The following is a 26,442-nucleotide window of genomic DNA, read 5'->3' as shown; positions in this document are numbered from 1 at the left end:
CTCAAGCCGGTCGGAAGTTGTTCTTGAGTTCGCGCAGCGTGGCAAACACGGCCACGTCGCCATCCGGGACCGTGGCGAGCGCGGCCAGGCCAGCGCGCAGGCCCGGATCGCGCGAGCGCAGGAAGGGATTGACCAGGCGCTCGGTGGCCAGTTGGCTGGGCAGCGTGGGTGCGCCGCGCGCGCGCAGTGCATCGCAATGTGAGATGTAGGCTTGCAGCGCGGCGTTGCCTGGCTCCACCGCCTGCGCGAACCGCAGGTTGGACAGGGTGTATTCGTGAGCGCAACAGACGCGCGTGGCCGCCGGCAGGCCGTTCAGCCGGTCCAGCGAGGCCAGCATTTGCGCAGGCGTGCCCTCAAACAGCCGGCCGCAGCCGCCCGAGAACAGCGTGTCCCCGCAAAACAGCAGCGGCCCGCCCGGTACGTGATTGCCAAAGTAGGCCACGTGGCCGGCGGTATGGCCGGGGACGGCGATGACCTCGAAGTCCTGCCCCAGCACCTGCAGCCGGTAGCCCTCGCCCACGCGGGTGACGGGTTCGGGAAGCACCTCGCCCACGGGGCCGAAGACGGCGGCGCCGCTGTCCGCCACCAGCTCGGCCACGCCGCCGGTGTGGTCGTGGTGGTGGTGCGTCAGCAGGATGCCCGCCAGGATCAGGCCCTGCTCCTGCAACGCTGCGCGCACGGGGCCGGCATCGCCAGGGTCCACGACCCAGGCGTGCTGGCCGTCATGCAGCAGCCAGATGTAGTTGTCGCTGAAAGCGGGGATGCACTGCAGTTGGGGCAAAGGGGCGGTGGTGTTCAGGCGCATGCGAGCTCCTCGGCCGCCAGCACCGGCCCCTGCTCCAGTTCGCAACTGGCGGCCAGGGCCGCGAGCCGGGCGACCACGCCATAGAGGTAGAAAGGGTTGGGCCCGCTCGTCCCCGGTGGCTGGCCGTGCTGCACCGACAGCGCTGCGGGGTCACAGGCCATGGGCTGGAACCGGGCGCCTGGCGCATTCAGGTTCTCGTCGGCACCGCGCTCGGCATGCAGGCGGTAGAACCCACCCACCACGGCCCGGTCGATCATGTACGCCACGGGCTCGGCCGTGGCACCGCCCACGCATTCGCGCGTCCGCACGCCTTCTTGCAGGATGACCTCGGACACCTGCAGGCCGTCCTTCACCACGGCCATCTTGTTGCGCGTGCGGCGGTTGAGCGCGCCCAGCTCGCTGGCGTCGCGCACCATCATGATGCCCATGCCGTAGGTGCCGTTGTCGGCCTTGACCACGATGAAGGGGCGCTCGGCGATGCCGTATTCCTTGTACTTGCGGCGGATGCGGTTCAGCAGCGCATTGGCTTGCTCTTGCAGGCGCTCCAGGCTGTGGCCTTCGGCGAAGTCGAGGTTGTCGCAATGGTCGAAAAGGGCTTGTAAGAGCCAGGGGTCCAGGCCCAGCAGCTTGCCGAAGCGCTTGCAGACCTCGTCGTAGGCCTGGAAGTGCCGGCTCTTGCGGCGCACATGCCAGCCAGCATGCAGCGGCGGCAGCAGCAATTGCCCTTGCAGGTCTTCGAGGATGCCAGGGACGCCGGCGCTGAGGTCATTGTTGACCAGGATGGCGCAGGGATCGAAGTCCCGCAGCCCGATCCGGTTGCCGCGCCGGAGCAGCGGCTCCAGAGTGAGTGTGCCCCCATCAGGCAGCGCCAGCGCCGTGGCCTCGGCGATGTCAGGGTTAAGGGAGCCTATCCGTACCTCCAGACCAGCGTCGCCCAGGATGCGCTGCAGTTGCGCCACGTTCTGTAGGTAGAAGCCATTGCGGGTGTGGTTTTCCGGCACCAGCAGCAGTCTGCGGGCCTGCGGCGCTCGCCGCTGCAGCGCCAGGCGTGCGGCCTGCGCCGCCGGCGGCAGCATCTCGGCCGAGAGGTTGTTCCAGCCGCCGGGATACAGGTTGGTGTCCACGGGCGCGAGCTTGAAGCCCGCGTTGCGGATGTCCACCGAGCTGTAGAAGACAGGGGTGTGCTGCGTCCACTCCAGGCGGAACCAGCGCTCGATCGCCGGCGACGCGTCCAGAATGTGCTGACCAAGTTCAGAGGGGGCGCCGTCCAGCGCCGTGAGGAAATGGGGAACCATGATGACAACCTTTGCGGTTCAAGAAGCAGGGGCTGTCCACGCACACGGCGTTCCCCCGCACAGGCCGAGGCAACGCGGCGTTGCGCTCAGCGGTAGTGGCCGTGCTTTTCCAGCACTTCGATCTTGTAGCCGTCCGGGTCCAGGATGAAGAAGAAGCGCGCCAACAGTTCGTCGCCGCTCTTGAATTCCTTGACCGGCAACGGCTCGTAACCTGCGGCGATCAGCTCGGCGTGCCGCGCCGGCACGTCGTCCACCACCACGGCCACGTGGCCGTAGCCATCGCCATGCGTATAGGGCGTTTCGCGTCCCTTGTTCCAGGTCAGCTCAATCTCGGCGTCGTTCTCTTCGTTGCGCAGGTAGACCAGCGCGAAGTCAGGGAAATCCAGCCGGTGGGCGGGCGTGAGGTTGAAGACCTCGCGGTAGAACTTCAGGGATGCGTCTAGGTCGTGCACCCGGATCATGGTGTGAATCAGTTTGGCCATACGTTGCGTTATTGGTTGAGAGGGGTTGCCTCAGTGTGGGAGATGCTGGGGGTTGCGGACATGCGGCACGTGGCCACCTACGGCGTCTTCCACGGTTTCAGCCGCTTCGAGCTGGTCGCACTTTCGTCGAAGGTAGCGCAGGCACGTGACCCGCAGGAAAGAGGTGAAATTCAGCACATCGCCCCGGTGGCGCAGGATCTCGTCGTGGAACTGCACAATCAGGGTGTTGGTGGTAACCCCCTCTTCGGCCGCCAGGCGCGCCAGCGTGTCCCAGATGAAGTTTTCCATCCGGATGCTGGTCGACACCCCCCGGATGCGCACGGTGCGGGTACGCGATTCGTAAAGAATCGGATCGGCGGCAACGAAGAATTCACACATGGGGAGTCTCCTGCGTAGAGCGTTTGGGGCCTTGCTTACAGGGCGCGTTGCGCCATCTGCGAAGCGATGTATTCGGCCTGGCGAATCGCCAGCGACACGATCGTCAGCGTGGGGTTTTCCGCGCCGCCGGTGGTGAACTGGCTGCCGTCGCTGATGAACAGGTTCGGAATGTCGTGCGTCTGGCCCCACTGGTTGCAGACTCCGTCCTGGGCGCGTGCGCTCATGCGGGCGGTACCCATGTTGTGCGTCGACGGATAGGGCGGCGTGCGGAAGGTCTTGATCGCACCCGCCGCGCCGTAGATGCGCTCGGCCTGGGTGAAGGCGTGGTTGCGCATGGCAATGTCGTTGTCGTGGTCGTCGAAGTGCACGTTGGGCACGTAGTTGCCGTACTGGTCTTTGACGCTGGTGTTGAGCGTAACGCGGTTGGTCTCGCGCGGCATGTCCTCGCCCACCAGCCACATGCCGGCCAGGTTGGTGTAGTGGTCCATCCACCAGGCGAAGTCAGCGCCCCAGCCGCCCGGGTTGAGAAAGGCCGCCATGAACGGAATGCCCAGCGACACGGTCTCCAGCTCATAACCACCGGCAAAGCCGCGGCGGGTGTCGTGGCGGGCTTCGTCGCGGACGATGCCGGCCATGGTGGTACCGCGGTACATGTGGACCGGGTTCTTGAAGGCTGCGTACACCGATCCGGTCATGTGGCGCATGTAGTTGCGGCCCACCTGGCCGGACGAGTTGGCCAAGCCATCCTTGAACATGTTGGATGCGGACAGCAGCAACAGGCGCGGCGTTTCGATGGAGTTGCCGGCCACGCAGACGATGCGTGCTTTCTGGCGCTGCTCCTTGCCGTCCTTGTCCATATAGACCACGCCGTTGACGCGTCCCGCGGCGTTGTGCTCGATGCGGGTGACGTGGGCTTCGGTGCGCAATTCAAAATTGCCCGTGGCGTCGGCCGCCGGAAGCTCGGTGTACAGCGTGGACCACTTGGCGCCGCTCTTGCAGCCTTGAAAGCAGAAGCCCAACTGCAGGCACCTGCCGCGCCCGTCGCGCGGTTGGCTGTTGACGGCCATGTTGCCGGTGTGCACCTCTTTGTAGCCCAGCTTGGTGGCGCCGTGGTACATCACCTTGAAGTTGTTGTTGCCCGGAAGACCCGGGATGCCGTTGGTGCGGGTCACACCCATCTTGTTTTCGGCCTTGGCGTAGTAGGGCTCAAGGTCCTTGTACGTGATGGGCCAATCCAGCAGGTTGGCACCCTTGATGTCGCCATAGACGGTCTTGGTGCGGAACTCATGCTCCTGGAAGCGCAGCGATGCGCCGGCCCAGTGCGTGGTGGTGCCGCCCACGGTCTTGCAGATCCAGGCCGGCAAACCGGCAAAGTCCTTGGCGATGCGCCAGCTGCCCGAGGTGGTGCGCTTGTCCAGCCACGACAGCTGGCTGAAGGCCTTCCATTCGTCGTTGATGAAGCTGGCGTTGGACTGCTTGCCGCCCGCCTCCAGCACGACAACCTTGATGCCCTTTTGGCACAGCTCGTTTGCCAGGGTACCGCCGCCCGCGCCGGAGCCGATGATGACGACCACCGAGTCGTCGCTGTTATCAAATTTGGCCATGAGTGTCTCCTGGTGCGCCCAATCGCTGAGGGGCACGCTTTATCAATATGTGAGTGCGAAATGCCGGAAGATGGGCTGCGTTCAGCCCAGATAGGGCGCTGGGCTGGCCTGGGCGGAGGGCGCGGGCAGCCACTTCAGGTCCTGGAAGCCGCGCAGGAGATAGCCACCTTTTTCCCAGGCCGAGCCTTCGTAGCCGAAGACCGCGAAAGCCATCTCGTTGTCGTAAAGGGAGGTGACGCATTGGCCGCGCACCTTATTGAAAAAGTCCTGCCCCTCCATGGCCTTCACCGCTTCAAGGCGGCGCTGCTTGCTGGCCTTGAGGAAGCTGCCACCTGCCAGGTGGTCCAGGTTCTGAATGCCGGCCTGGAGCATCTTCGCCTTTTCCGGATCGGCCGCGGCACCCCCGTCGAGGTCCTTGGCCAGCAGCGCGTACACCGCGTCGGGAAGCTTGGCGTGCGGGAACAGCACCCGGCCCATCTGCAGCAGGGTGTTGCCCTCGACCTGGCTCAGTTGCTTGAGCTCCAGCGCCCAGGCGGTGGAGGGTGCCAGCAGCGCGAGCGTGCTGCCAGCGGCCAGCGTCCCCATCAGCACGCCCGAGCCTTTGAGCAGGCTGCGGCGGGTCAGGGGCAGCTGCGTGGCCGGCGTGGAAGATTCGTGCGCCTGCTTTTGAGAAATTGGGATGAATCGCATGGTGTCGTCTCCGGTATGACTGGCTTGGTGGCACTTTCTCTACACGGGTGAAATTCTAAAAATCAGCCCCATGGGATAGGTCATAACGGAATACCTACAGGGATTCCCCTAGGGCAAATGCTTTCAACAGACGATTTACGCAACGATCGTGATATTTAACGCGTTTTCTGGCCGATTTGCAGGCGGAGGAGTTAAAGGCCTGCGCAGCAGTCCTGTGCAGTCCTAAGCGATGGGTGGCTGTGATCGCAGCCGGCGCATACCCGACCTGCCGGGCCGGGACAAAAAAAAGGAACGCGGTTGCGTTCCTTTTTTTCCCGTCACTGGCTAATTCATGCTAATACCCAGACTGGAGAGTTTCGACTCAGACGTCGATATTGCCGGCGCGCAGCGCATTGGTTTCGATGAAGTCCCGGCGCGGTTCTACCTCATCGCCCATCAGCATGGTGAACACCCGATCCGCCTCGATCGCATCGTCGATCTGCACGCGCAGCAGGCGGCGCACGGTGGGGTCCATGGTGGTTTCCCACAGCTGGGCGGGGTTCATTTCGCCCAGGCCTTTGTAGCGCTGGCGGCTGGTGGAGCGTTCGGCCTCCGAGATGAGCCACTTCATGGCCTGGCGGAAGTCGCCCACTTTTTCTTCTTTTTGCTTTTCGCCTTCGCCGCGCATCACCTTGGCGCCTTCGCCCAACAGGCCGCGGAAGGTTTCGGCGGCCTCGGCCAGGGCGGCGTAGTCGGCACCGTGCACGAAGTCTTGCGTGAGGACGCTGCTCTTGATGTTGCCGTGGTGGCGGCGGCTGATGCGCAGCAGGGGCTTGTCGGTGCGCGCGTCAAACTCGCCGGCCACTTCGGCGGGGGCACCGGTGGTGTTGAGCTCGCGCAGCTTGGCCTGCAGGGCCACGGCGCTGGTTTCGGCTTCGGCCACGGTGTCGAGCTGGAGGGAAACGCCGTCGGCAATGGCGCGCAGGGCTTCTGCGTCCATGAAGTTGCCCAGGCGGGCAATGACGCTTTCAGCGATCTGGTGCTTGCGCGCCAGTTCGGCCAGGGTGTCGCCGGCCAGGGTTTGCGGGTTGGCACCGCCGGTGGTCACGCTGGCGTGGTTCAGTGCGATGCGCAGCAGGAAGCCGTCGAGTGCGGGTGCGTCCTTCAGGTACAGCTCCTCCTTGCCGGCCTTGACCTTGTACAACGGCGGCTGGGCGATGTAGATGTGGCCGCGCTCGACCAGTTCGGGCATCTGGCGGTAGAAGAAGGTCAGCAGCAGGGTGCGGATGTGCGCGCCGTCCACGTCGGCGTCGGTCATGATGATGATGCGGTGGTAGCGCAGCTTGGCCACGTCGAAATCGTCGCTGCCGGTGCTGCCGCCGGCCTTGCCGATGCCGGTGCCCAGCGCCGTGATGAGCGTGAGGATTTCGTTGCTGGTGAGCAGCTTTTCGTAGCGGGCCTTTTCCACGTTCAGGATCTTGCCGCGTAGCGGCAGGATGGCCTGGAACTTGCGGTCGCGGCCCTGCTTGGCGGAGCCGCCGGCGGAGTCGCCCTCGACGATGTAGATCTCGCACATCGCCGGGTCTTTTTCCTGGCAGTCGGCCAGCTTGCCGGGCAGGCCCATGCCGTCGAGCACGCCCTTGCGGCGCGTCATTTCGCGGGCCTTGCGGGCGGCTTCGCGGGCGCGGGCGGCCTCGACGATCTTGCCGCAGATGATCTTGGCGTCGTTGGGTTTTTCCTGCAGGTAATCGGTGAGCAGCTTGCCCACGATGTCTTCCACGGGCGCGCGTACTTCGCTCGACACCAGCTTGTCCTTGGTCTGGCTGCTGAACTTGGGCTCGGGCACCTTGACCGAGAGTACGCAGCACAGTCCTTCGCGCATGTCGTCGCCGGTGACTTCGACCTTGGCCTTCTTGGCCAGCTCGTTTTCTTCGATGTATTTGTTGATGACGCGGGTCATCGCGGCGCGCAGGCCGGTCAGGTGGGTGCCGCCGTCACGCTGCGGGATGTTGTTGGTGAAACAGAGGACCTGCTCGGTGTAAGCGCTGTTCCACTGCATGGCCACTTCCACGCCGATGTGTGTGCCGGGGATGCCGCCGTAGGTCTCGGCGGGGCGCTCGCCCGCCGCGTAGAACGAGGTGGGGTGCAACACGGTCTTGCCCTTGTTGATGAACTCGACAAAGCCGCGCACACCACCGGCGCCCGAGAAGTCGTCTTCCTTGCCGCTGCGCTCGTCCTTGAGGCGAATGCGCACGCCGTTGTTCAGGAAACTCAGCTCGCGCAGGCGCTTGGCCAGGATCTCGTAGTGGAACTCGCTGTTTTCCTTGAAGATCTCGGTGTCGGGCAGAAAGTGCACTTCGGTGCCGCGTTTCTCGGTGTCCCCGATGACTTTCATGGGCGAAACTTCGATGCCGTCCACCTGTTCGATGATGCGGTTTTGCACAAAGCCCTGGCTGAAGTCCAGCACATGCACCTTGCCTTCGCGGCGCACGGTCAGGCGCAGTTTCTTGCTGAGCGCGTTCACGCAGCTCACGCCCACGCCGTGCAGGCCACCCGAGACCTTGTAGCTGTTCTGGTTGAACTTGCCGCCGGCGTGCAGTTCGGTCAGCGCGATCTCGGCCGCCGAGCGCTTGGGCTCGTGCTTGTCGTCCATCTTCACGCCGGTGGGGATACCGCGGCCGTTGTCGGTCACGCTGATGGAGTTGTCGGTGTGGATGGTGACCACGATGTCATCGCAGTGGCCGGCCAGCGCCTCGTCGATGGAGTTGTCCACCACCTCGAACACCAGGTGGTGCAGGCCGGTGCCGTCACTCGTGTCGCCGATGTACATGCCGGGGCGTTTGCGCACGGCCTCCAGGCCTTCGAGGATGGTGATGGCGCCTTCGCCGTAGCTCTCGCTGGCACCGGCCTGGTTCGTGTCGATCTTTGGCACGACGGGCATCGCGGGCTCACCATTGCCGGTGGAGCCGTTCTCGGTGGGCTCGGGTTGCGTGTTGTCAGCGGTCATGGTGGGCCTTGGGATCCGTGGAAACCGGTGGTTTCCAATGTGTTCAATGATGAAAATTGGCTCTAGCGCTTATCTGGTAAGCGCTAGTTGCTATCAAAACGATGGTGTTCTGCTGCGGGGATGGCGTCAGATGCGCATGGGCATGACGACGTACTTGAAGTTGCTGTTGTCGGGGATGGTCAGCAGCGCCGAGCTGTTGCCGTCCGACAGCTCCACCTTCACCATGTCCTGCCCCATGTTGGCCAGGGCGTCGATGAGGTAGGTGACGTTGAAGCCGATTTCGATGGTGTCGCCACCGTAGTCGATGTCGAGCTCGTCCACGGCCTCCTCCTGCTCGGCGTTGTTGCTGGCCACACGCAACGTGCCAGGCTCCAGGTTCAGGCGCACGCCCTTGAACTTGTCGCTGGTCATGATGGCGGTGCGCTGCAGGCTGGCCAGCAGCGGCGCACGGCCCAGGGTGATGCTGTTGGTGTGGTTGCGCGGGATCACGCGGTTGTAATCGGGGAACTTGCCTTCGACCAGCTTGGTGACGAACTCCATGCCACCAAAGGTGAACTTGGCCTGGTTGTTGGCAAACTGCATCTCGATGTGGGGCTGGTTCTCGCCGCCTGCGTCCGACAGCAGGCGTTGCAGCTCGATCACCGTCTTGCGCGGCAAGATCACTTCCTGCTTGGGCACTTCCACATCCAGTGTGGCGCTGGCGAAGGCCAGGCGGTGGCCGTCGGTGGCCACCAGGCTCAGCTGCTTGCCCTCGGCCACGAACAGGATGCCGTTCAGGTAGTAGCGGATGTCCTGCACCGCCATGGCGAACGACACCTGGGAGAGCAGGTCCTTCAGCACCTTCTGCGGCACGCTGAAAACGGGGCCAAAGGCGGCCGATTCCTGCACCAGCGGAAAATCCTCGGCGGGCAGCGTCTGCAGCGTGAAGCGGCTCTTGCCACCCTTGAGGATGAGCTTGGACTGGGCCGATTCCAGGCTCACCGTCTGGTCGCCGGGCATGGTGCGCAGGATGTCGATGAGCTTGCGCGCACCCACCGTGGTCGTGAAGTCGCCGGTGTCGCCACCGAGCTCGGCCGTGGTGCGGATCTGGATTTCGAGGTCGCTGGTCGTCAGCTGCAGGGCATTGCCCGTCTTGCGGATCAGCACATTGGCCAGGATGGGCAGGGTGTGGCGGCGCTCGACGATGCCGGAGACCGATTGCAGAACCGCGAGAACCTTGTCTTGTGTTGCCTTCAGGACGATCATGTCAACCTCTTGTGGTTTTTGGAACGGTGTGTGGACAGCAGCACAGGTGGTGCCTCCCCCTGCCGCACAAACCCCCATTTTGCCCTCTTGCAAGGGCATTGCTGCTACAGACGCATTTTTCGGTTATCCGGCGCGATGGAGGCCCTCCCGGCCTCTGGGACTGGCACTGCCCAGGCGAGGGACGCCGCCGAAGGCGACTCAGGGGGTGTTCCACGTCAACCCTTGAGTGTTTGCTCCAGCACATGCAGCTGCTGGTTCAGTTCGGTCAGTTGCTGGCGCTCGCCCGAAATCTTGCGCACGGCATGCAGCACCGTGGTGTGGTCGCGCCCGCCAAACAGCTCTCCGATCTCGGGCAGGCTCTTTTGCGTCAGCTCCTTGGCCAGGTACATGGCAATCTGGCGCGGCCGGGCAATGCTGGCCGGCCGCTTCTTGCTGTACATGTCGGCGACCTTGATCTTGTAATAGTCGGCCACCGTCTTCTGGATGTTTTCCACAGAAATCTGCCGGTTCTGGATGGACAGCAGGTCGCGCAGCGCCTCGCGGGCCAGCTGGATGGAGATTTCCTTCTGGTTGAAGCGCGAGTACGCCAGGATCTTGCGCAAGGCGCCTTCGAGCTCGCGCACGTTGGAGCGCACGTTCTTGGCCACGAAGAAGGCCACTTCCTCGGGCATCTCGGTGCTTTCGGCGCGCGCCTTGTTGATCAGGATGGCCACGCGCATTTCGAGCTCGGGCGGCTCGATCGCGACCGTCAGGCCCGAATCAAAGCGCGACACCAGGCGCTCGTGGATGTTGGCCAGACCCTTCGGATACGTGTCCGACGTCATCACGATGTGTGACTTTTTGGCCAGCAGCGCCTCGAATGCGTTGAAGAATTCTTCCTGCGTGCGGTCCTTGTTGGCAAAAAACTGCACATCGTCGATCAGCAGCAGATCCAGCGAGTGGTAGCGCTCCTTGAATTCATCGAAGGTGCGCCGTTGGTAGGCCTTAACCACATCCGACACAAACTGCTCGGCATGGATGTAGAGAACTTTGGCGTCGGGCCGGTCGGTCAGCAGGCGGTTGCCCACCGCGTGCATCAGGTGGGTCTTGCCCAGGCCCACGCCGCCATAGATGAAGAGCGGGTTGTACAGATGCCCGGGCATGCCTGCCACATGCATGGCGGCCGAGCGCGCCATGCGGTTGGCCGTGCCCTCCACCAGGGTCTCGAAAGTCAGGGCGGCGTTGAGCCGGTTGCGGAATGCACCGGCCGAAGCCTCGTCGCTGTTGCCAGAGGCTGATTCAGACAGCGCTGGGGTGCTGGATTGTTCAGGGGCAGCTGGTCGTATATAAGTACGGGCAACGGCTTCGCGCTGAGCGAGCGCTAACTCCAGGGTGACCGATTGACCGTAGAGGCCTTCGAGCAGCGCGGCGATGCGGCCCGCATACTGGGCCCGAATCCAGTCCAGCTTGAAACGGTTGCCCACCAGCACGGTGACCTTGGAGAAGTCTTCGGCCACCTGGGCAGTCAGGGGCTTGATCCAGGTGTTGAACTGTTGCTCTGGCAGGTCTTGGGCGAGCTGTTCAACGCAGGCCTGCCAGAGGCCCTGGCCGGCATCGGCGCCGGGCTGGCCTGTGGGGCTGCGATGGGATTCCTCGGTCATTTCAGGGGGCATTCTTGTTGTGGATAGAGGAACGGTTCGAGGCGGTGGATTGTAGCTTGTCAAGAAGTTATCCACAATTTGAGAGGCTGCTTTGAACCAAGTGTCGGCGGGATCCCGGAACGGGTTTTGCGCGCCTCGCCAAAGGCCCACAACACAATGGGCATTGCCAGCCGGCGCCAAGCCTGCGATAATTTTTGGTTTCCCTGAATGCGTTCAGGGTGATTTGACCCGGCGCGCCGTTATTTCTGCCCCGCAAATCCTTTGGTTGTGTGCGCATCCCGCAAGGGGCGGCGCGGCCAGTGGTGGCGGTGTTCAAGAGCAGCAGTCCGGAACTGAGCCTCAAGGAATAGCAAAATGAAACGTACTTACCAGCCCTCCAAGACGCGCCGCGCGCGCACCCATGGTTTCCTCGTCCGCATGAAGACCCGCGGTGGCCGCGCCGTGATCAACGCACGCCGCGCCAAGGGCCGCAAGCGCCTGGCCGTCTAAGGCCGTTACGGTCTTGGACCTGCTCCCCGGTTTGCGCCGTCAGGTTCCAAACGGGGTGCTGGCATGCAACGGCTGAAAACCCGTCCGCAGTTCCAGGCGGCCATGGCGGGAGGCACTGTCTCCCGCACGGCGCACTTTGCGCTGCACCGTCTGGTGCTGGACGCTGAGAAGGCTGCCGTGACAGGCATTGCTCCCACAGGGCCCGACTCCTTGCCAGCTGTGCAAGGGTCGCAGGCCCTGTTTGGCGTGTCTGATGTCTGGCTGGGTGCCATGGTGCCCAAGCGCTGGGCGCGCCGTGCCGTGACGCGCAACACCATCAAGCGGCAGATTTATGCCGTGGCGGCCTTGTTCGAGGCCCGTTTGCCGCAGGCGGCCCATGTCGTGCGCTTGCGGGCCACGTTTGATCGCAAGCAGTTTGTCAGTGCCACGTCCGACCCGCTCAAGCAGGCCGTGCGGGCCGAGCTGCTGCAGCTGTTTGGGCACGCTGCTCGGCGTCCTGCCGTGGCGCAGGTGCCAGCACCAGTGCAGGTGGCACCATGATGCGTGCGTTGCTGATCGGCGTGGTCAAGGGCTATCGGCTGTTCCTCAGCCCCTGGCTGGGTTCGGCCTGCCGGTTCGAGCCGACCTGTTCGGCCTATTCGCTGCAGGCGCTGGAGCAGCACGGCGCTGCGGCCGGCAGTTACCTTACAGTGCGCAGGCTGGTACGCTGCCACCCCTGGTGTGACGGGGGCCATGACCCGGTCCCGCAACAATTGCCGCGCAGCATGCGGCTTTTTTCGCGGCTTTCTCCTTCCAACACCCAACCATCCTCACCAAAGAAGTCTTCATGAACGACATTCGCCGCACCATTCTGTGGGTGATTTTTGGCTTTTCCATGGTTCTGCTGTGGGACAAGTGGCAACTGCACAACGGCAACAAGGCCACTTTCTTCCCCTCCACCCCGGCGGTGACTGCGCCTGCCGCCACGGGCGCGGCGTCGGGGGCCACCGGTGCTGCCAGTGTCCCGGTGGCCAACGCACCCGTTGCCGCTGCACCGCAGGGTGTCTCTTCCGTACCGGGCCAGCCCGCCCCCGCAGCGCCCGCCGTGCGCGAACGCGTCGAAGTCACCACCGACGTCTATCGCCTCACCTTCGACAGCGAAGGCGGCTCGCTCACCCATGCCGAACTGCTCAAGCATGTGGACATGGCCGACAAGACCCGCAACTTCGTGCTGTTCGACGAAAGCGCTGCGCGGGTGTACGTGGCCCAGACGGGCCTGATCGGTGGCGCCTACCCCACCCACAAGACGGTGATGACGGCCGTGCCGGGCCCCCGCGTGCTGCGGGATGGCGACAACGAACTGAGCGTGCGCTTTGAATCGCCCGACCTGGGCGGCCTGAAGCTGGTCAAGACCTGGACGCTGAAGCGCGGCTCGTATGACATGGCCGTGGCCCACGAGGTGGTGAACACCGGCAGCACGCCGGTTTCGCCCCAGCTGTATCTGCAACTGGTGCGCGATGGCAACCCACCGCCCGGAGAGTCGTCGTTCTATTCCACCTTCACCGGCCCGGCGGTCTATACCGACGCCAAGAAATACCAGAAGGTCGAGTTCAAGAAGATCGAAGAAGGCAAGGCCGAGATCGAAAAGACCGCCACCAACGGCTATGTGGCCATGGTGCAGCACTACTTTGCCAGCGCCTGGCTGCTGGGCGACGGCATCCAGCGCGACTTGTTCATGCGCAAGGTGGACGCCAACCTGTATTCGGTGGGCATGATCACGCCCGTGGGTGAAATCGCGCCGGGCGCGAGCAAGTCGGTGCAGGCGCAATTGTTTGCCGGCCCGCAGGTCGAGACGAGCCTGGAAAAACTCGCCCCCGGCTTGGAACTCGTCAAGGACTACGGCTGGCTCACCATCCTGTCCAAGCCGCTGTACTGGCTGCTCGACCAGCTGCACAAGCTGCTGGGCAACTGGGGCTGGTCCATCGTGGCTCTGGTGCTGCTGCTCAAGATCGCGTTTTACTGGCTCAATGCCAAGGCCTACGCCAGCATGGCCAAGATGAAGGCCATCAACCCCAAGATCACGGAGATGCGTGAGCGCCTGAAGGACAAGCCGCAGCAGATGCAGCAGGAAATGATGCGCATCTATCGCGAGGAAAAGGTCAACCCCATGGGTGGCTGCTTCCCCATCATGGTCCAGATCCCGGTGTTCATTGCGCTGTACTGGGTGCTGCTGTCCAGCGTCGAGATGCGCAACGCGCCCTGGATCGGCTGGATCCGCGATCTTTCCGCGCCTGATCCGTTCTTCATCCTGCCCCTGCTGATGACGGCCAGCTCGCTGCTGCAAACCGCGCTGAACCCTGCTCCGCCAGACCCGATGCAGGCCAAGATGATGTGGTTCATGCCGCTGATCTTCAGCGTGATGTTCTTCTTCTTCCCGGCCGGCCTGGTGCTGTACTGGCTGACGAACAACATCCTGTCGATCGCGCAGCAGTGGATCATCAACACCCGCATGGGCGTGCCTCCGCAGTTCAATCTGCCGAAGTTCAAGTGAACTTGCGTCGCTAAGTCCCCGGGTTCCCCAAGGCCGCGCAAGCGGCCTTTTTCATTTCCATCCACCCTGTACAGTCGCCACCATGCTTGCCCGCCACCATGACCCCATCGTTGCCATCGCCACTGCCCCGGGGCGCGGGGCCGTCGGCATCGTGCGTGTCTCGGGGCGGGGGCTGGACACGCTGGTGCAGGCCCTGTGTGGCCGAGCGCTGAAACCCCGCGAGGCCACCTACCTGCCCTTCCGCGATGCGCAGGGCCAGGCCATCGACCAGGGGCTGGCCCTGTACTTCCCCGGCCCGCACAGCTACACCGGCGAGGACGTGCTGGAGCTGCAGGCCCATGGCGGCCCCGTGGTGCTGCAGCTCTTGCTGTCGCGCTGCCTGCAAGCGGGTGCCCGGGCCCACCCGGACACGGGACAGCCGGCGCTCCCGGGCCTGCGCGTGGCACAGCCGGGTGAATTCACCGAGCGCGCCTTCCTCAACGACAAGATCGATCTGGCCCAGGCTGAGGCGATTGCCGACCTGATCGATGCCAGCACGGAGGCGGCGGCCCGCAGCGCCAGCCGCTCGCTCACTGGGGCGTTCTCGGCCGAGATCCATGCCCTGCGCGACGCGTTGATCCATCTGCGCATGCTGGTCGAGGCCACGCTGGATTTTCCTGAGGAAGAAATCGACTTCCTGCGAAAGGCAGATGCGCGTGGACAGCTATTCCAACTGGAGCAAACGCTGGCGCAGGTGATGCAGCGTGCCCGCCAGGGTGCGCTGCTGCGCGAAGGCATCAAGGTCGTGATTGCCGGTCAGCCCAATGCCGGCAAGAGCTCGCTGCTCAATGCACTGGCGGGCGCCGAACTGGCCATCGTGACGCCGATTGCCGGTACCACGCGCGACAAGGTGCAGCAGACCATCCAGATCGAAGGCGTGCCGCTGCATGTGATCGACACCGCCGGCCTGCGCGACAGCGACGACGAGGTGGAGCGCATCGGCATCGCCCGAGCCTGGGACGCCATTGCCGGCGCCGACGCGGTGCTGTTCCTGCACGATCTGGCGCGCTGGGGCGCCATCGAATACCGAGCTGCCGACGCAGCCATAGAAAGCGCACTGGGCCAAAAACTGCTTTCCTCCGTGCCGGTCATCGATGTGTGGAACAAGGTCGATTGCGTGCCCAGTGCGCGGCAACCCCAGGCCGCAGGGCGCGCCGCCGTGCACCTGTCGGCCCGCACGGGCGAGGGGCTGGATGCCTTGCGCCGCATCCTGCTGGAGGTGGCGGGCTGGCAGTCGGCGCCGGAGGGCGTGTACATCGCCCGCGCGCGGCATGTGCAGGCGCTGGGCCATGTGCAGGCGCATCTGGAGCAAGCCGCAGCGCAGCTGGATGCGCGCGGCCCCGCGCTGGATCTTCTGGCGGAGGAGCTGCGGCTGGCCCAGAACGCGCTGAGCACCATCACGGGCGAGTTCACCTCTGACGATTTGCTTGGTGTCATCTTCTCCAGCTTTTGTATCGGTAAGTAACATCATCGGTCGGCATTTGTTGTAAACATACGTAAAGAGTGCTTGTGCCTGCTCTGTTACAAGGTTAGTTTCGGCAGACCATGAATGCCATTACGCCCATTTCATCCAAGATTGATCTCACTGGTCTGCTCAATGCGATCGCCCAGGCCAACGCAGAGGACAGCATGACCAATCCCCTGACGCCTGCGCAGTGGGAAACTCTTTCGGCCTATCTGCAGCCCTATGCCTTGCCGGCAGGGCATGTGCTGTTTTCCCAGGGCGCGTCCGACAGAACCCTTTATCTGGTCGAAAGTGGCAGCCTGAGCGTGCATTACCAGGACGAGAAAGAGCGCCTGCGGCTGGCGATCGTGGGGCCGGGTTCGGTGGTGGGAGAAGGCGCCTTCTTCTCGATGCGCCCGCGCAGCGCCACCGTGCAGGGGGGTGTCCCGACCAAGCTCTGGAGCCTGACAGCGTTGCGCTTCACCGAACTGTCCAACCGCCAGCCAGCCATTGCCCTGGGCCTGGCGATGGCCGCTGGCGCCGTGCTGGCCAAACGGTTGGGTAACCGCCGCCGCCGCGTTGCGGCCACCTGACGCCGGGGCCTTGTGGTGCCTGTCACCGGGTTGTGAGGCAGGGCTTGCGGGAGTGCGCCGGGTAAACTTGATGGGGTCATTTACCGGTGCGATCCCAGAAAGCAAACCATGTCCCTGTTCAGTTGGTTTAGCCGCAAATCCCAACCCTCCAAGCCCCTGGAGCCTTCGGGTTTGCTCAATGCGGATGCCACCATCCCCATGGCTGCGGAACGCAACCCGGCCCTTGACGCGCGGCTAGCGGACCATGCGGCGAACCGCAAGAACGAGCGCATGGAACGGCGGGAGCTGCTCTATACCGTGGTGCGCGATGCCATGGTCCGCGCCGGTGTGCTGTCGGCCAGTTACAAGTTCAAGGTGTTGTCGCTGGACCAGCGGGGTCGGCAGTTTCTCGTCATGATGGACTTGGCCCGCGAGTTTGGGGGAGAGACCGCGCGGCTCAGCGAGATCGAGGCGCTGGTTGCCCAGACGGCCAAGGCGCGCTACGACATTCTGGTGACGGCGGTTTACTGGCGTATCAACGACCATGTGGCGGTGGGTATTCCGCAAAAAGGCATTGCGCCACAGGGCGCTTCGCTGTCCGCGCTGGCCTCCGCGGCCCCCATGGCGCCGGCCATGCCGGTGCGGGCGCCTTCCGTGCGCCCGGTTGCCCATGCCGCGCCGCCAGTGCCGCCGGCCCGCTCCGCTGCTGCCCCCGCAGCCCGCTCCGCGCAGCGGTTTGATCCGATCGAGGCCGATGAAGTGGCTGCGTTCAAGCGGGCGCTGTCGGATGCCGCCAGTGTCCGGGCCACGCCTGCTGCGGCCACCAAACCGGGGGTTCCGGTGCGGTCAGGCCCCCTGCTGGCACCGTCACGGCCGACCGGCTTTGAAGACACGGTGATGCAGGGTGCAGACAGGCCCTTGCCCGATCTCAGCAGTACCCAGTACGGCGATCTGAACTGAAACACGGGCGCCGGCCGGAACCGGACGCCGATGCCCCCGCTGGCCTGTTGGCCTGGCGGGGTTGCTGGGCATCCCTGGGTTCCCGGTGGCCGGCGAAATCCACCAGCGTGTACAGCGCCTGGCCCCCTTCGCGCAGACGTCGGGATCCGCCCAGCTCCGGCAAGTCCACGATGGCGGCATCTTCGGTGACCGTGGCACCGGGTTTTTCCAGCAGTTTCTTGCCGGCCATCATGGTGCCACCGGTGGCAATCAGGTCGTCGATCCGCAGCACGCGATCGCCCGCCTTGACCGTATCGGTGCGCAAATCGACCGTGGCGCTGCCGTATGCGCGCTCGTAGATTTCCTCGACGGTGGTGAACGGCCGCTTGCCTTGCTTGCGGATCGGCACGAACCCCCCCATTCAGCCCGTAGGCCACCACGGCCCCAGGATGAAACCCCGCGCATCCAGCCCTGCCACCACGTCCGGGCGCAGGTCGCGGTCCATGTAGCGGGGAACGAAGGCATCTCTCAAGACGCGAAAGACCTTGGGATCTTGCAGCAGGGGGGTGATGTCACGAAATCGCACGCCTGGCGCGGGCCAGTCAGGCACGGTGCGGATGTGTTGGCGAAGGTATTCGTGGACGTTGAGGGGCTGCATGGAGGGGCAGATGGGGCAGGGAGCAGAGAGAAGGGCCGGGGTTTTCCGGCTCCCGGTGTGTCAGAGTGCCAGGTGGCCATGGACCGCGGCGCAGGTATGGCACTGCGGCGGCGCAGCCCGCGCCAACCCCATAATGGGTAACTCCTGTTTCTCCTTGTACTGCATCGGCTTTGCGGCTGCATGCGTTGCGCACCCCGGATCGGCCCATGCCCATCTCTGTTCTCTTGATCGATGGTGACTCTGTCTATGCACAGTCAGTGGTCCATGCGCTGGTGGATCCCTGGTTGGACTGGACCGTCGAAGTGGCGTCCACCCTGGCGCAAGCCCGCGAGATACTGGCCCGCCGCCAGACCGATGTCGTGCTGACGGCGCGCAGCATGGCTGACGGAACGGCCTTTGATGTGCTGGAATGGCTTGGCGAGGTGCCGGCCCTGATCATCGTGCTCCCGGGAGAAGAGATGGAGGCGGCACGGGCCATGCGGCACGGGTTCAGTGACTTTCTGGTGCAGACACCGCAACGCGATCATCTCCTGGCGCTGCCCGCACAGATCGAGGCGGTGCTGGAGCGCAGCATGGGCGCGCGGGCCCGCCAGGCTGCCGAGGCCATGCTGGCGCGTCAGCACCGCTTGCTGCAGGCCATCTCGAAAGTCCAGGCCATCTTCATTGCCGACACAGCCCCTCGCGCTGCGTTCGACGCGGTGCTGCAGGAGTTGATGGCATTGACCGACAGCATGTTCGGAATGGTGGGGCAGGTGCAGCACGCGCCCGACGGGCAGCCGTTCCTGCGGGTGCATGCGATGACCGATATCAGCTGGGACACCGCTTCGCGGGCCCACTATGCCCAGCATGTCCAAGACGGGATGGTTTTCGACAATCTGGACACGCTGATGGGTGCGGCGCTGCGCACGGGCGAGCCCGTCATCAGCAACAGCCTCGGCACCGATCAGCGCCGCGCCGGGGTGCCGCGGGGGCATCCGGTGGTCGCAACCTATCTGGGCTTGCCCGTCCATGCCGCTGGGGCGCTGGTCGCCATGGTCGGGCTGGCCAATCGCCCGGGGGGCTATTCCAAGGCGGATGTACAGTTTCTCCAGCCGCTGCTCAACACGGTGGGCCAGCTGGAACTGGCCCGCCGGGCTGCGCTGGCGCGCAGCGGAGTCGAAGCCCAGCTGGCCCGCACCAGCGCGCTGTTGGCCGAAAAGACCCGGGCGCTCGAAAGCACGCTGGCCAGCGTTTCCCAGGGCATCACGAATGTGGATGCAACGGGACGCATCCGTGTCTACAACCAGCGCTATCTGGAACTGCTCGATTTGCCGCAAGCGCTGCTGGAAACGCAGCCACTGGTGGAAGAAGTGGTGCGATTCCAGGCCGAACGGGGAGATTTCGGCCCTGATTTCGGACTGGTCGAAGCGCCCGCACGGGCCTATGTGGCATCTGGGCACACCGGCGGGCGTATCGACGGGCCCGATGTGCCCGCGACCTATATCCGCAAAACCCGCGCCGGGCGCTTCCTGGAAGTACGCACCCGGCGCCTGGAGGCGGGGGGGCGCGTGCGCACCTTCACGGATGTGAGCGACTACCTGGGCACGCTGCAGGCGTTGCGCGAGAGCGAGGCGCGCTGGCGCAGCCTTACCCATCTTTCCTCGGACTGGTATTGGGAGCAGGATGCCGACTTCCGGTTTGTCCGGTTTGACGGCAGGTCCGAGCGCGAGCGGGGTATCCCGGATGAAGCGCACTATGGGCTGACCCGCTGGGAACTGTCCGAGACCGCCGTGGCGCCGGGGCAGTGGTGCAAGCACCGCAAACAGCTGCAAGCCCACGAGGTCTTTCATGACTTCGAGATGCAGCGCACCAGCGCCGACGGCACGCCGATCTGGGTGTCCATCAGTGGCGAACCCATTTTTGATGCCGAAGGCCGGTTCAGCGGCTATCGCGGTGTTGCGCGCAACATCACCGAACGCAAGAAGGCCGAGGCCGAGATTGAGCGCCTGGCGTTCTATGACGAACTCACGGCCTTGCCCAATCGCAGGCTCTTGCTCGACCGGCTGGAGCATGCCACCCAGGGCGGTGCGCGCGACGAATGCCATGGCGCCTTGCTGTTTCTGGACCTGGACAACTTCAAGGCCATCAACGACACCCTGGGCCACGAATGGGGTGACCGCCTGCTGGTCCAGGTGGCCGCGCGCCTGCAGGCCTGTGTGCGGGCGGTGGATACCGTGGCACGCCTGGGAGGTGACGAGTTCGTGGTGATTCTTCAGCACCTGCACGGGGTGGAACCCGAGGCGGCCGTCGAAGCGGAAGCCATTGCCCAGAAGATCATCGCCTCGCTGAATGTGCCTTTCCTGGTGGACAACCGCGAGTTGCACAGCACGCCGAGCATCGGCATTGCGCTGTTCCGGGACGCGCAGCAACCGGTGCACGAACTGCTGCAGCGGGCAGACCTGGCCATGTACCAGGCCAAGGCCCGGGGCCGCAACACGCTGTGCTTCTTCGATCCCGCCATGCAGGCAGCCGCCAGCGCGCGGTCTGCGCTGGAGGGGGATATCCGGCAGGGCCTGCAGCGCAACGAATTCCTGCTGCATTACCAGCCCGTGGTGAACGCAGCGGGCGATATGCTGGGCGCCGAAGCCCTGGTGCGCTGGATGCACCCGCAGCGCGGCATGGTGCCACCGGGCGATTTCATTCCATTGGTCGAACAGACCGGGCTGATACTGCCGCTGGGGCGGCGGGTCATGCGCCTGGCCTGCGACCAGCTGGCGCTGTGGGCGGCCCAGCCCCGCACCGCCGGCTGGAGCGTGGCGGTGAACGTCAGTGCGCAGGAGTTTCGGCACCCCCACTTTGTGCCGCAGGTGCTGGATACCTTGCGCGAGTCCGGCGCGAGGCCTGACCGGCTGAAGCTGGAGCTGACCGAAAGCCTGATGCTGCACGACGTGGAAGACAGCATCCTGAAAATGCAGGCCCTGGGCACCCTGGGTGTGGGGTTTTCGCTGGATGATTTCGGTACGGGCTATTCATCGCTGGGCTATCTCAAGCGCCTTCCGATTGACCAGCTCAAGATCGACCAGAGTTTTGTGCGCGACGTGCTGACCGACCCCAACGATGCGGCCATCGCCTGCACCATCATCACGCTGGCCAGCAGCCTGGGGCTGGATGTGGTGGCCGAAGGGGTGGAAACCGAGGGGCAGCGCGCATTTCTGCTGCGCAACGGCTGCCAGCAGTTCCAGGGCTACCTGTTCGGGCGGCCTGGGCCGGTGGAATGGCTCTAGATTGCTATTAAAAATATGGTAATTAACGCTTGATAAATAAGCGCTTGGGTCACATTTCCCTCAAATTCTGGTGCCAACCCCAGCAACTGGCACGCTCCCAGCCAGGGATGCCGAGCAAGGGCCGCTCCGCAGCGAGGGCATCGTCCCCCTTCCCGGCGAAGCCGCGCAGCGCCTCAGGGGAATGGCCCCAGCTACCCCCGCAGCAACTTGTCCTCGGCCAGCGCCAGCGCTGCCGGGTGCCCCGACAGCACCAGCGTGTCTCCCGCTGCCAGCAAGGCTTCGGCCACTGCGGCACCCGGATGGCCGTCGCCCCGCCGCAGATTGACCACCCGCACCCCCATGGCGGGCAACGCCAGCCCGCCCAGCGGCTCGCCGATGACTTTGGCCCCGGGCGGCAGCGTGATGGTGGACAGGCGCTCCTGGTCGCGCTCGTTCACGGTGTCGTCGTCGGCTCCATGAAAGTAGCCGCGCAGCAGCTGGTAGCGCGCATCGCGCTGGTCCTGCACCAGCCGCAAGACCCGGCGCATGGGCACACCCACCAGCGCCAGCGCGTGGCTGGCCAGCATGAGCGAGCCCTCGATGGCTTCGGGCACCACCTCGGTGGCACCGGCGGCCTGCAGCTTGTCCAGGTGCAGGTCGTCCTGGGTGCGCACCACCACGGGCACCTGCGGTGCATGGGCGCGCGCGCTGGCCAGCACCTTGAGCGCCGACGGCACATCCAGGTAGGTCACCGCCACCGCGCTGGCGCGCACCAGGCCGGCGGCCATCAGCGCCTGCAGGCGGGTGGCATCCCCATAGACCACCGAGTGGCCCGCCGCAGCGGCCTGGCGCACGCGGTCGGGATCCAGGTCCAGCGCCATGTAGGGGATGCCTTCGCGGTCCAGCATCCGGGCCAGGTTCTGGCCGCAGCGGCCAAAGCCGCAAATGATCACATGCTTGCTGGTGTTGATGGACTTGCGTGCGATGGTGGTCATCTGCAGCGACTGCTGCAGCCAGTCGCTGGCCACCAGCCTCATCACGATGCGGTTGCTGTACATGATGAGGAACGGCGTGGCCAGCATCGACAGCACCATGGCCGCCAGAATGGGGTTCATCAGTGCCGGCTGCACCAGGCCGTTGCTCTGTGTGAGCGACAGCAGCACAAAGCCGAACTCGCCCGCCTGCGCCAGGTACAGCCCCGTGCGCAAGGCTACCCCGGTGGTGGCGCCCATGCTGCGCGCCAGCACCAGGATGAGCACCAGCTTGAGCAGCAGCGGCACCGTGACCAGCGCCAGCACCAGCGCCCAGCGGTCCACCAGGATGTGCCAGTCCAGCATCATGCCGATGGTGATGAAGAACAGGCCCAGCAGCACGTCGTGGAACGGGCGGATGTCGGTGCCCACCTGGTGCCGGTATTCGGTCTCAGAAACCAGCACCCCGGCAATGAAGGCGCCCAGGGCCAGGCTCAGGCCGGCCAGCTCGGTCAGCCAGGCCAGCCCCAGCGTGATCAGCAGCAGGTTCAGCATGAACAGCTCGTCGCTCTTGCGCCGCGCCACCTGCGTGAGCCACCAGCGCATCAGGCGCTGGCCGCCCGACAGCAGCAGGCCCACCAGCACCACGGCTTTGAGCAGGGCCAGCCCCAGGGCCGTCAGCAGGTGGTCGGGCGACGAGCCCAGGGCCGGAATCAGCACCAGCAGGGGTACCACTGCCAGGTCCTGGAACAGCAGGATGCCCATCACGCGGCGGCCATGCTCGCTTTCGAGTTCGGAGCGCTCGGCCATCAGCTTGACGACGATGGCCGTGCTGCTCATGGCCAGCACGCCCGACAGCGCCAGAGCCGACTGCCAGCGCATCTCCCACACACCGCCCACCAAGCGCGCCAGCGCCAGCGCCAGGGCGGTGACCACCAGCATGCTCAGCACCACCTGCAGCAGCCCCAGGCCGAACACCTGGCGGCGCATGGCGCGCAGCTTGGGCAGGCTGAACTCCAGCCCGATGGTGAACATCAGGAACACCACCCCGAACTCGCCGAGATGGCGCACGCCTTCCGAGTTCTGGGCCAGCGCCAGCGCATGGGGGCCGATCAGCACCCCGGCGGCCAGGTAGCCCAGCATGGGCGGCAGCTTGAGGCTGCGGCACACCACCACGCCCAACACTGCGGCCAGGAGGTACAGCAAGGTCAGCGCGAGTGAGGACATGGAGCGATGCTATCCGAGCCCGTGCACCCCGGTCGATAGAATCCGCGCATGACTTCCGCCGCCCATTTTCCCCTTGATCCGGATCAGGTCCTGCGCCTGGCGCGGGAAACGTTTGACATCGAGGCCGCTGCCCTCACGGGGCTGGCGGCACGCCTGGACGGCAGTTTCGTGCAGGCCGTGCAGCGGGTGCTGCAGACCGTGGGGCGCGTGGTGGTCATGGGTATGGGCAAGAGCGGCCATATCGGGCGCAAGATCGCGGCCACGCTGGCGTCCACTGGCACGCCGGCATTCTTTGTGCACCCCGCCGAGGCCAGCCACGGCGATCTGGGCATGGTGACGGCAGAAGACCTGGTGCTGGCCATCTCCAACAGCGGCGAAAGCGGCGAGCTCACGGCGCTGCTGCCGGTGCTCAAGCGCCTGGGGGTGCCCCTGATCGCCATGACGGGCGGCCCGCACTCCACGCTGGCCCGCCACGCCGACCTCACGCTGGACTGCAGCGTGGAGCGCGAGGCCTGCCCGCTGAACCTGGCGCCCACGGCCAGCACCACCGCGCAGCTGGCCATGGGCGATGCCCTGGCCGTGGCCCTGCTCGATGCGCGGGGTTTCCGGCCGGAAGACTTTGCCCGCTCGCACCCTGGCGGTGCCCTGGGTCGCAAGCTGCTGACGCACGTGAGCGATGTCATGCGCTCCGGCGACGCCGTTCCCCGGGTGCTGCCCGAGGCCTCGTTCAGTGCGTTGATGCGGGAGATGAGTGCCAAGGGGCTGGGCTGCGCCGCCGTGGTCGATGGTGCGGGGCAGGTGCTGGGGATCTTCACCGACGGTGACTTGCGCCGCCGCATCGAAGCGGGTGCCGACCTGCGCACGGCCACGGCCGCCCAGGTCATGCATGCCACACCCCGCCGCATTGCGCCTGACGCCCTGGCCGTCAATGCCGCCGAAATGATGGAAACCCACGGCATCACCAGCGTGCTGGTGGTGGGTGCCGACGGCGCGCTGGAAGGCGTGGTCCACATCCGCGACCTCATGCGTGCGAAGGTGATATGACCTCCCTGAGTCGCTTCGCTCCTTCCCCCCTTGAAGTGGGGACGCATCCCCTGGACCGGCGGAGCCGGTTCCACGGGTGCACTGGCTTTGTCCGTCCCTGTTCAAACGCTGTGTGATGACCTCTGACGTGACCTTTCCAATACTGCAATTTCCCCCCGCGCTGCTGCTGCAGGCGCAGGGCGTGCGCGTGGCATTTTTTGATGTGGACGGGGTGTTGACCGATGGCGGCTTGTACATCAGCGAAGCCGGCGAAACGCTCAAGCGCTTCAACACCCTGGACGGGCACGGTCTCAAATTGCTGCAAAAGGCCGGCATCACCCCGGCCGTGATCACCGGCCGCGATTCTGCCCCGCTGCGCCTGCGGCTGCAGGCGCTGGGCGTCGAGCATGCCGTGTTCGGTACCGAAGACAAGCGGCCCGCCGCCGAGCAGATGCTGGCCAATCTGGGACTGGACTGGACGCAGGCGGCCGCCATGGGTGACGACTGGCCGGATCTTCCCGTCATGCGCCGCTGCGCTCTGGCCTGTGCACCCGCCAATGCCCATGTGGAGGTGCGCCATGCCGCCCACTACACCACCCAGGCGCGCGGCGGAGAAGGCGCTGCGCGCGAGTTCTGCGACCTGCTGCTGGTGGCCAGTGGCCGCTATGCAGCCCTGCTGGCGGGTTACACCCTATGAGCCCCGTGCTGCGCCAAGGCTGGGAGCGGTTCACGCTGTATCTCCCGATCATCCTCATGGGACTGCTGGCCATGGGCACCTGGTGGCTGGTACGCAATGCCCCCGCGCCCCTGCCACCAGCGAGCGAACCCAGCCAACTGCACGAGCCCGACTATTTCATGAAGGGTTTTTCGGTCAAGAGCTTTGATGCCACGGGGCGCATGCAAAGCGAGGTGACGGGTGACGTGGGGTGGCATTATCCCGACACCGACACCCTGGAGATCGACAACGTGCGCATGCGATCGGTGACGCCGCAGGGCGTGCCCACCGTCGCCACGGCCCGTCGCGCCCTGAGCAATGGCGACGGCTCGGAGGTGCAGCTTTTTGGCAACGCGGTGGTCACGCGCGAGGGCCAGCCGCGCCTGGAGTTCCGTGGCGAATTCCTGCATGCGTTCACCCAGGCCGAGCGTGTTCGTTCCGACCAGCCCGTCGTGCTCACGCGTGGCAACGACCGGTTCACGGCCGATGCCATGGAATATGACCACCTGGACCAGGTGCTCCAGCTGCGCGGGCGTGTGCGGGGCGTGCTGATGCCCGCTGCGACGCGATAGCTTGCCCGCAGCACCCTGGCGGTCCCCATGACGGCTCCTCTTGTTTTCATCACGGGTGCCTCCAGCGGCATTGGCCAGGCCCTGGCCCTGCGCTTTCACCGGCAAGGCTACCGGCTGGCGCTGGTGGCACGGCGCATGGTAGAGATCAAATCATGGGCCAGAAAACAAGGGATAAGCGCTGCTAGCTATGAAATTTATAGTGCTGATGTGTCGGTGCCCGCCAGCATCATGGCGGCAGGCCAGGACTGCATCGCGCGCCAGGGGTTGCCCGATGTGGTGATTGCCAACGCCGGCATCAGCGTGGGCATGGACACCGCCGTCCGTGCCGACATCGATGTCATGGCACGCACCTTTGCCACCAACAACATCGGCATGGCGGCCACCTTCCAGCCGTTTGTGGAGGGCATGGTGCAACGCCGCAGCGGCACCCTGGTGGGTATCGGCAGCGTGGCGGGAATTCGCGGTTTGCCAGGGCATGGGGCGTATTGCGCCAGCAAGGCGGCGGTCATCAGCTACTGCGAGAGCCTGCGTGGCGAAATGCGCCCGCATGGGGTGCGCGTGGTCACCATTTCACCGGGCTATGTCGATACACCGCTCACGCGCCAGAACCGCTATGCCATGCCGTTTCTGATGCGTGCCGATGATTTTGCCGACCGCGCCTTCAAGGCCATCGCCGCCGGTGCGCGCTACCGTGTCATTCCCTGGCAGATGGGCGTGGTCGCCAAGCTGCTGCGCCTGCTCCCGAACGCAGTGTTCGACCCACTGCTGGCCGGCCGTCCCCGCAAGCAACGCCAGGGTGCAGGGTCCTAGCTGCGGTGGGCGGGAGCAAGGCGGTCTTGGGGATGGCGTGCCGGTTCCGGAAAACTGGGCGCGCTGGCGCGAACATCCCAAGCTTT

At 65.1% G+C, this 26,442-nt stretch carries 22 protein-coding genes and 1 pseudogene; 12 read left to right on the top strand and 11 right to left on the bottom strand.

All coding sequences use genetic code 11. The annotated features are described in order from the left end of the window. Window position 1: 1 nt before the first annotated feature. The 9 genes from gloB to dnaA all read right to left on the bottom strand — a co-directional run bounded on the left by gloB (window position 2) and on the right by dnaA (window position 11,125). Window positions 2-805, bottom strand: a complete 804-nt coding sequence (gene gloB, locus AC1Q5S_RS04405; RefSeq protein ID WP_492238387.1) for a hydroxyacylglutathione hydrolase — start codon at window positions 803-805, stop codon at window positions 2-4. Continuing rightward, a complete protein-coding gene (gene gshA, locus AC1Q5S_RS04400) occupies window positions 796-2,100 on the bottom strand; it encodes a glutamate--cysteine ligase (RefSeq protein ID WP_492238386.1) in 1,305 nt (434 codons plus the stop codon). Before gshA ends, gloB begins: the two co-directional genes overlap by 10 nt. Window positions 2,101-2,186: 86 nt before the next feature. Then, window positions 2,187-2,582 (bottom strand): VOC family protein, encoded by a 396-nt coding sequence (locus AC1Q5S_RS04395; RefSeq protein ID WP_066786691.1) that lies wholly within the window; start codon window positions 2,580-2,582, stop codon window positions 2,187-2,189. Window positions 2,583-2,612: 30 nt separating this feature from the next. Next, window positions 2,613-2,960: a ribbon-helix-helix domain-containing protein gene (locus tag AC1Q5S_RS04390; protein ID WP_082759123.1), complete on the bottom strand. Its 348-nt coding sequence runs from the start codon at window positions 2,958-2,960 to the stop codon at window positions 2,613-2,615. 35 nt (window positions 2,961-2,995) lie between these two features. After that, a complete protein-coding gene (locus AC1Q5S_RS04385) occupies window positions 2,996-4,564 on the bottom strand; it encodes a GMC family oxidoreductase (RefSeq protein WP_492238385.1) in 1,569 nt (522 codons plus the stop codon). 81 nt (window positions 4,565-4,645) lie between these two features. Then, window positions 4,646-5,254, bottom strand: coding sequence for a twin-arginine translocation signal domain-containing protein (locus tag AC1Q5S_RS04380; RefSeq protein ID WP_492238384.1), 609 nt, complete (start codon window positions 5,252-5,254; stop codon window positions 4,646-4,648). Window positions 5,255-5,615: 361 nt separating this feature from the next. Continuing rightward, complete coding sequence (gyrB, locus tag AC1Q5S_RS04375) at window positions 5,616-8,240, bottom strand: DNA topoisomerase (ATP-hydrolyzing) subunit B (RefSeq protein WP_492238383.1); 2,625 nt, start codon at window positions 8,238-8,240, stop codon at window positions 5,616-5,618. 126 nt (window positions 8,241-8,366) lie between these two features. Beyond that, window positions 8,367-9,485 carry a DNA polymerase III subunit beta gene (gene dnaN / locus AC1Q5S_RS04370; RefSeq protein WP_492238382.1) on the bottom strand — a complete coding sequence of 373 codons (1,119 nt, stop codon included), beginning with the start codon at window positions 9,483-9,485 and terminating at the stop codon, window positions 8,367-8,369. A 215-nt stretch (window positions 9,486-9,700) separates the two neighbouring features. Then, window positions 9,701-11,125, bottom strand: coding sequence for a chromosomal replication initiator protein DnaA (gene dnaA, locus AC1Q5S_RS04365; RefSeq protein ID WP_422202777.1), 1,425 nt, complete (start codon window positions 11,123-11,125; stop codon window positions 9,701-9,703). A gap of 354 nt (window positions 11,126-11,479) precedes the next feature. Here dnaA and rpmH point away from each other — a divergent pair, with 354 nt between their 5' ends. The 7 genes from rpmH to AC1Q5S_RS04330 all read left to right on the top strand — a co-directional run bounded on the left by rpmH (window position 11,480) and on the right by AC1Q5S_RS04330 (window position 17,159). Then, complete coding sequence (gene rpmH / locus AC1Q5S_RS04360; protein WP_005798102.1) at window positions 11,480-11,614, top strand: 50S ribosomal protein L34; 135 nt, start codon at window positions 11,480-11,482, stop codon at window positions 11,612-11,614. A 63-nt stretch (window positions 11,615-11,677) separates the two neighbouring features. Next, window positions 11,678-12,154 carry a ribonuclease P protein component gene (locus AC1Q5S_RS04355; RefSeq protein WP_303836675.1) on the top strand — a complete coding sequence of 159 codons (477 nt, stop codon included), beginning with the start codon at window positions 11,678-11,680 and terminating at the stop codon, window positions 12,152-12,154. Then, window positions 12,151-12,444: a membrane protein insertion efficiency factor YidD gene (yidD, locus tag AC1Q5S_RS04350; protein ID WP_303836673.1), complete on the top strand. Its 294-nt coding sequence runs from the start codon at window positions 12,151-12,153 to the stop codon at window positions 12,442-12,444. Before AC1Q5S_RS04355 ends, yidD begins: the two co-directional genes overlap by 4 nt. After that, complete coding sequence (gene yidC, locus AC1Q5S_RS04345) at window positions 12,441-14,144, top strand: membrane protein insertase YidC (protein ID WP_303836671.1); 1,704 nt, start codon at window positions 12,441-12,443, stop codon at window positions 14,142-14,144. Before yidD ends, yidC begins: the two co-directional genes overlap by 4 nt. A gap of 82 nt (window positions 14,145-14,226) precedes the next feature. Beyond that, window positions 14,227-15,648 carry a tRNA uridine-5-carboxymethylaminomethyl(34) synthesis GTPase MnmE gene (mnmE, locus tag AC1Q5S_RS04340; RefSeq protein ID WP_303836669.1) on the top strand — a complete coding sequence of 474 codons (1,422 nt, stop codon included), beginning with the start codon at window positions 14,227-14,229 and terminating at the stop codon, window positions 15,646-15,648. A gap of 80 nt (window positions 15,649-15,728) precedes the next feature. Further along, entirely contained in the window at window positions 15,729-16,220 is a 492-nt protein-coding gene (locus AC1Q5S_RS04335; RefSeq protein WP_422202663.1) for a Crp/Fnr family transcriptional regulator, read from the top strand. Between the two features lie 108 nt (window positions 16,221-16,328). Beyond that, window positions 16,329-17,159, top strand: coding sequence for a hypothetical protein (locus tag AC1Q5S_RS04330; protein ID WP_303836666.1), 831 nt, complete (start codon window positions 16,329-16,331; stop codon window positions 17,157-17,159). Window positions 17,160-17,244: 85 nt separating this feature from the next. Here AC1Q5S_RS04330 and AC1Q5S_RS04325 read toward each other — a convergent pair. After that, window positions 17,245-17,796, bottom strand: a pseudogene (locus AC1Q5S_RS04325) (adenine phosphoribosyltransferase); the annotation flags it as partial. A 206-nt stretch (window positions 17,797-18,002) separates the two neighbouring features. Here AC1Q5S_RS04325 and AC1Q5S_RS04320 point away from each other — a divergent pair. After that, window positions 18,003-21,059 carry an EAL domain-containing protein gene (locus AC1Q5S_RS04320; protein WP_422204799.1) on the top strand — a complete coding sequence of 1,019 codons (3,057 nt, stop codon included), beginning with the start codon at window positions 18,003-18,005 and terminating at the stop codon, window positions 21,057-21,059. Window positions 21,060-21,250: 191 nt separating this feature from the next. On the opposite strand, the gene AC1Q5S_RS04315 is transcribed toward AC1Q5S_RS04320, so the two are convergent. Next, a complete protein-coding gene (locus AC1Q5S_RS04315; protein ID WP_422204797.1) occupies window positions 21,251-23,236 on the bottom strand; it encodes a monovalent cation:proton antiporter-2 (CPA2) family protein in 1,986 nt (661 codons plus the stop codon). A 48-nt stretch (window positions 23,237-23,284) separates the two neighbouring features. Between AC1Q5S_RS04315 and AC1Q5S_RS04310 the strand changes: the two genes are divergently transcribed. From AC1Q5S_RS04310 to AC1Q5S_RS04295, 4 genes are all read left to right on the top strand, one after another. Continuing rightward, window positions 23,285-24,280: a KpsF/GutQ family sugar-phosphate isomerase gene (locus AC1Q5S_RS04310; RefSeq protein ID WP_303837564.1), complete on the top strand. Its 996-nt coding sequence runs from the start codon at window positions 23,285-23,287 to the stop codon at window positions 24,278-24,280. A gap of 115 nt (window positions 24,281-24,395) precedes the next feature. Beyond that, window positions 24,396-24,956 (top strand): KdsC family phosphatase, encoded by a 561-nt coding sequence (locus AC1Q5S_RS04305; RefSeq protein WP_422204794.1) that lies wholly within the window; start codon window positions 24,396-24,398, stop codon window positions 24,954-24,956. After that, window positions 24,953-25,546, top strand: coding sequence for an LPS export ABC transporter periplasmic protein LptC (gene lptC / locus AC1Q5S_RS04300; protein WP_422204792.1), 594 nt, complete (start codon window positions 24,953-24,955; stop codon window positions 25,544-25,546). Before AC1Q5S_RS04305 ends, lptC begins: the two co-directional genes overlap by 4 nt. Before the next feature lie 27 nt (window positions 25,547-25,573). Next, complete coding sequence (locus tag AC1Q5S_RS04295) at window positions 25,574-26,356, top strand: SDR family oxidoreductase (protein WP_303837571.1); 783 nt, start codon at window positions 25,574-25,576, stop codon at window positions 26,354-26,356. Window positions 26,357-26,442: the final 86 nt, after the last annotated feature.

It is taken from the genome of Acidovorax sp. GW835-FHT14B10 (assembly GCF_058793725.1).
The sequence above is the reverse complement of the archived record's forward strand: the minus strand, read 5'-3'. Positions and strand labels throughout refer to the sequence as shown.

Bases quoted from the DNA above. Each gene is read 5' to 3' on its own strand.
- gloB (WP_492238387.1), bottom strand. From the start codon at position 805: ATGCGCCTGAACACCACCGCCCCTTTGCCCCAACTGCAGTGCATCCCC.
- gshA (WP_492238386.1), bottom strand. From the start codon at position 2,100: ATGGTTCCCCATTTCCTCACGGCGCTGGACGGCGCCCCCTCTGAACTT.
- AC1Q5S_RS04395 (WP_066786691.1), bottom strand. From the start codon at position 2,582: ATGGCCAAACTGATTCACACCATGATCCGGGTGCACGACCTAGACGCA.
- AC1Q5S_RS04390 (WP_082759123.1), bottom strand. From the start codon at position 2,960: ATGTGTGAATTCTTCGTTGCCGCCGATCCGATTCTTTACGAATCGCGT.
- AC1Q5S_RS04385 (WP_492238385.1), bottom strand. From the start codon at position 4,564: ATGGCCAAATTTGATAACAGCGACGACTCGGTGGTCGTCATCATCGGC.
- AC1Q5S_RS04380 (WP_492238384.1), bottom strand. From the start codon at position 5,254: ATGCGATTCATCCCAATTTCTCAAAAGCAGGCGCACGAATCTTCCACG.
- gyrB (WP_492238383.1), bottom strand. From the start codon at position 8,240: ATGACCGCTGACAACACGCAACCCGAGCCCACCGAGAACGGCTCCACC.
- dnaN (WP_492238382.1), bottom strand. From the start codon at position 9,485: ATGATCGTCCTGAAGGCAACACAAGACAAGGTTCTCGCGGTTCTGCAA.
- dnaA (WP_422202777.1), bottom strand. From the start codon at position 11,125: ATGACCGAGGAATCCCATCGCAGCCCCACAGGCCAGCCCGGCGCCGAT.
- rpmH (WP_005798102.1), top strand. From the start codon at position 11,480: ATGAAACGTACTTACCAGCCCTCCAAGACGCGCCGCGCGCGCACCCAT.
- AC1Q5S_RS04355 (WP_303836675.1), top strand. From the start codon at position 11,678: ATGCAACGGCTGAAAACCCGTCCGCAGTTCCAGGCGGCCATGGCGGGA.
- yidD (WP_303836673.1), top strand. From the start codon at position 12,151: ATGATGCGTGCGTTGCTGATCGGCGTGGTCAAGGGCTATCGGCTGTTC.
- yidC (WP_303836671.1), top strand. From the start codon at position 12,441: ATGAACGACATTCGCCGCACCATTCTGTGGGTGATTTTTGGCTTTTCC.
- mnmE (WP_303836669.1), top strand. From the start codon at position 14,227: ATGCTTGCCCGCCACCATGACCCCATCGTTGCCATCGCCACTGCCCCG.
- AC1Q5S_RS04335 (WP_422202663.1), top strand. From the start codon at position 15,729: ATGAATGCCATTACGCCCATTTCATCCAAGATTGATCTCACTGGTCTG.
- AC1Q5S_RS04330 (WP_303836666.1), top strand. From the start codon at position 16,329: ATGTCCCTGTTCAGTTGGTTTAGCCGCAAATCCCAACCCTCCAAGCCC.
- AC1Q5S_RS04320 (WP_422204799.1), top strand. From the start codon at position 18,003: ATGCCCATCTCTGTTCTCTTGATCGATGGTGACTCTGTCTATGCACAG.
- AC1Q5S_RS04315 (WP_422204797.1), bottom strand. From the start codon at position 23,236: ATGTCCTCACTCGCGCTGACCTTGCTGTACCTCCTGGCCGCAGTGTTG.
- AC1Q5S_RS04310 (WP_303837564.1), top strand. From the start codon at position 23,285: ATGACTTCCGCCGCCCATTTTCCCCTTGATCCGGATCAGGTCCTGCGC.
- AC1Q5S_RS04305 (WP_422204794.1), top strand. From the start codon at position 24,396: ATGACCTCTGACGTGACCTTTCCAATACTGCAATTTCCCCCCGCGCTG.
- lptC (WP_422204792.1), top strand. From the start codon at position 24,953: ATGAGCCCCGTGCTGCGCCAAGGCTGGGAGCGGTTCACGCTGTATCTC.
- AC1Q5S_RS04295 (WP_303837571.1), top strand. From the start codon at position 25,574: ATGACGGCTCCTCTTGTTTTCATCACGGGTGCCTCCAGCGGCATTGGC.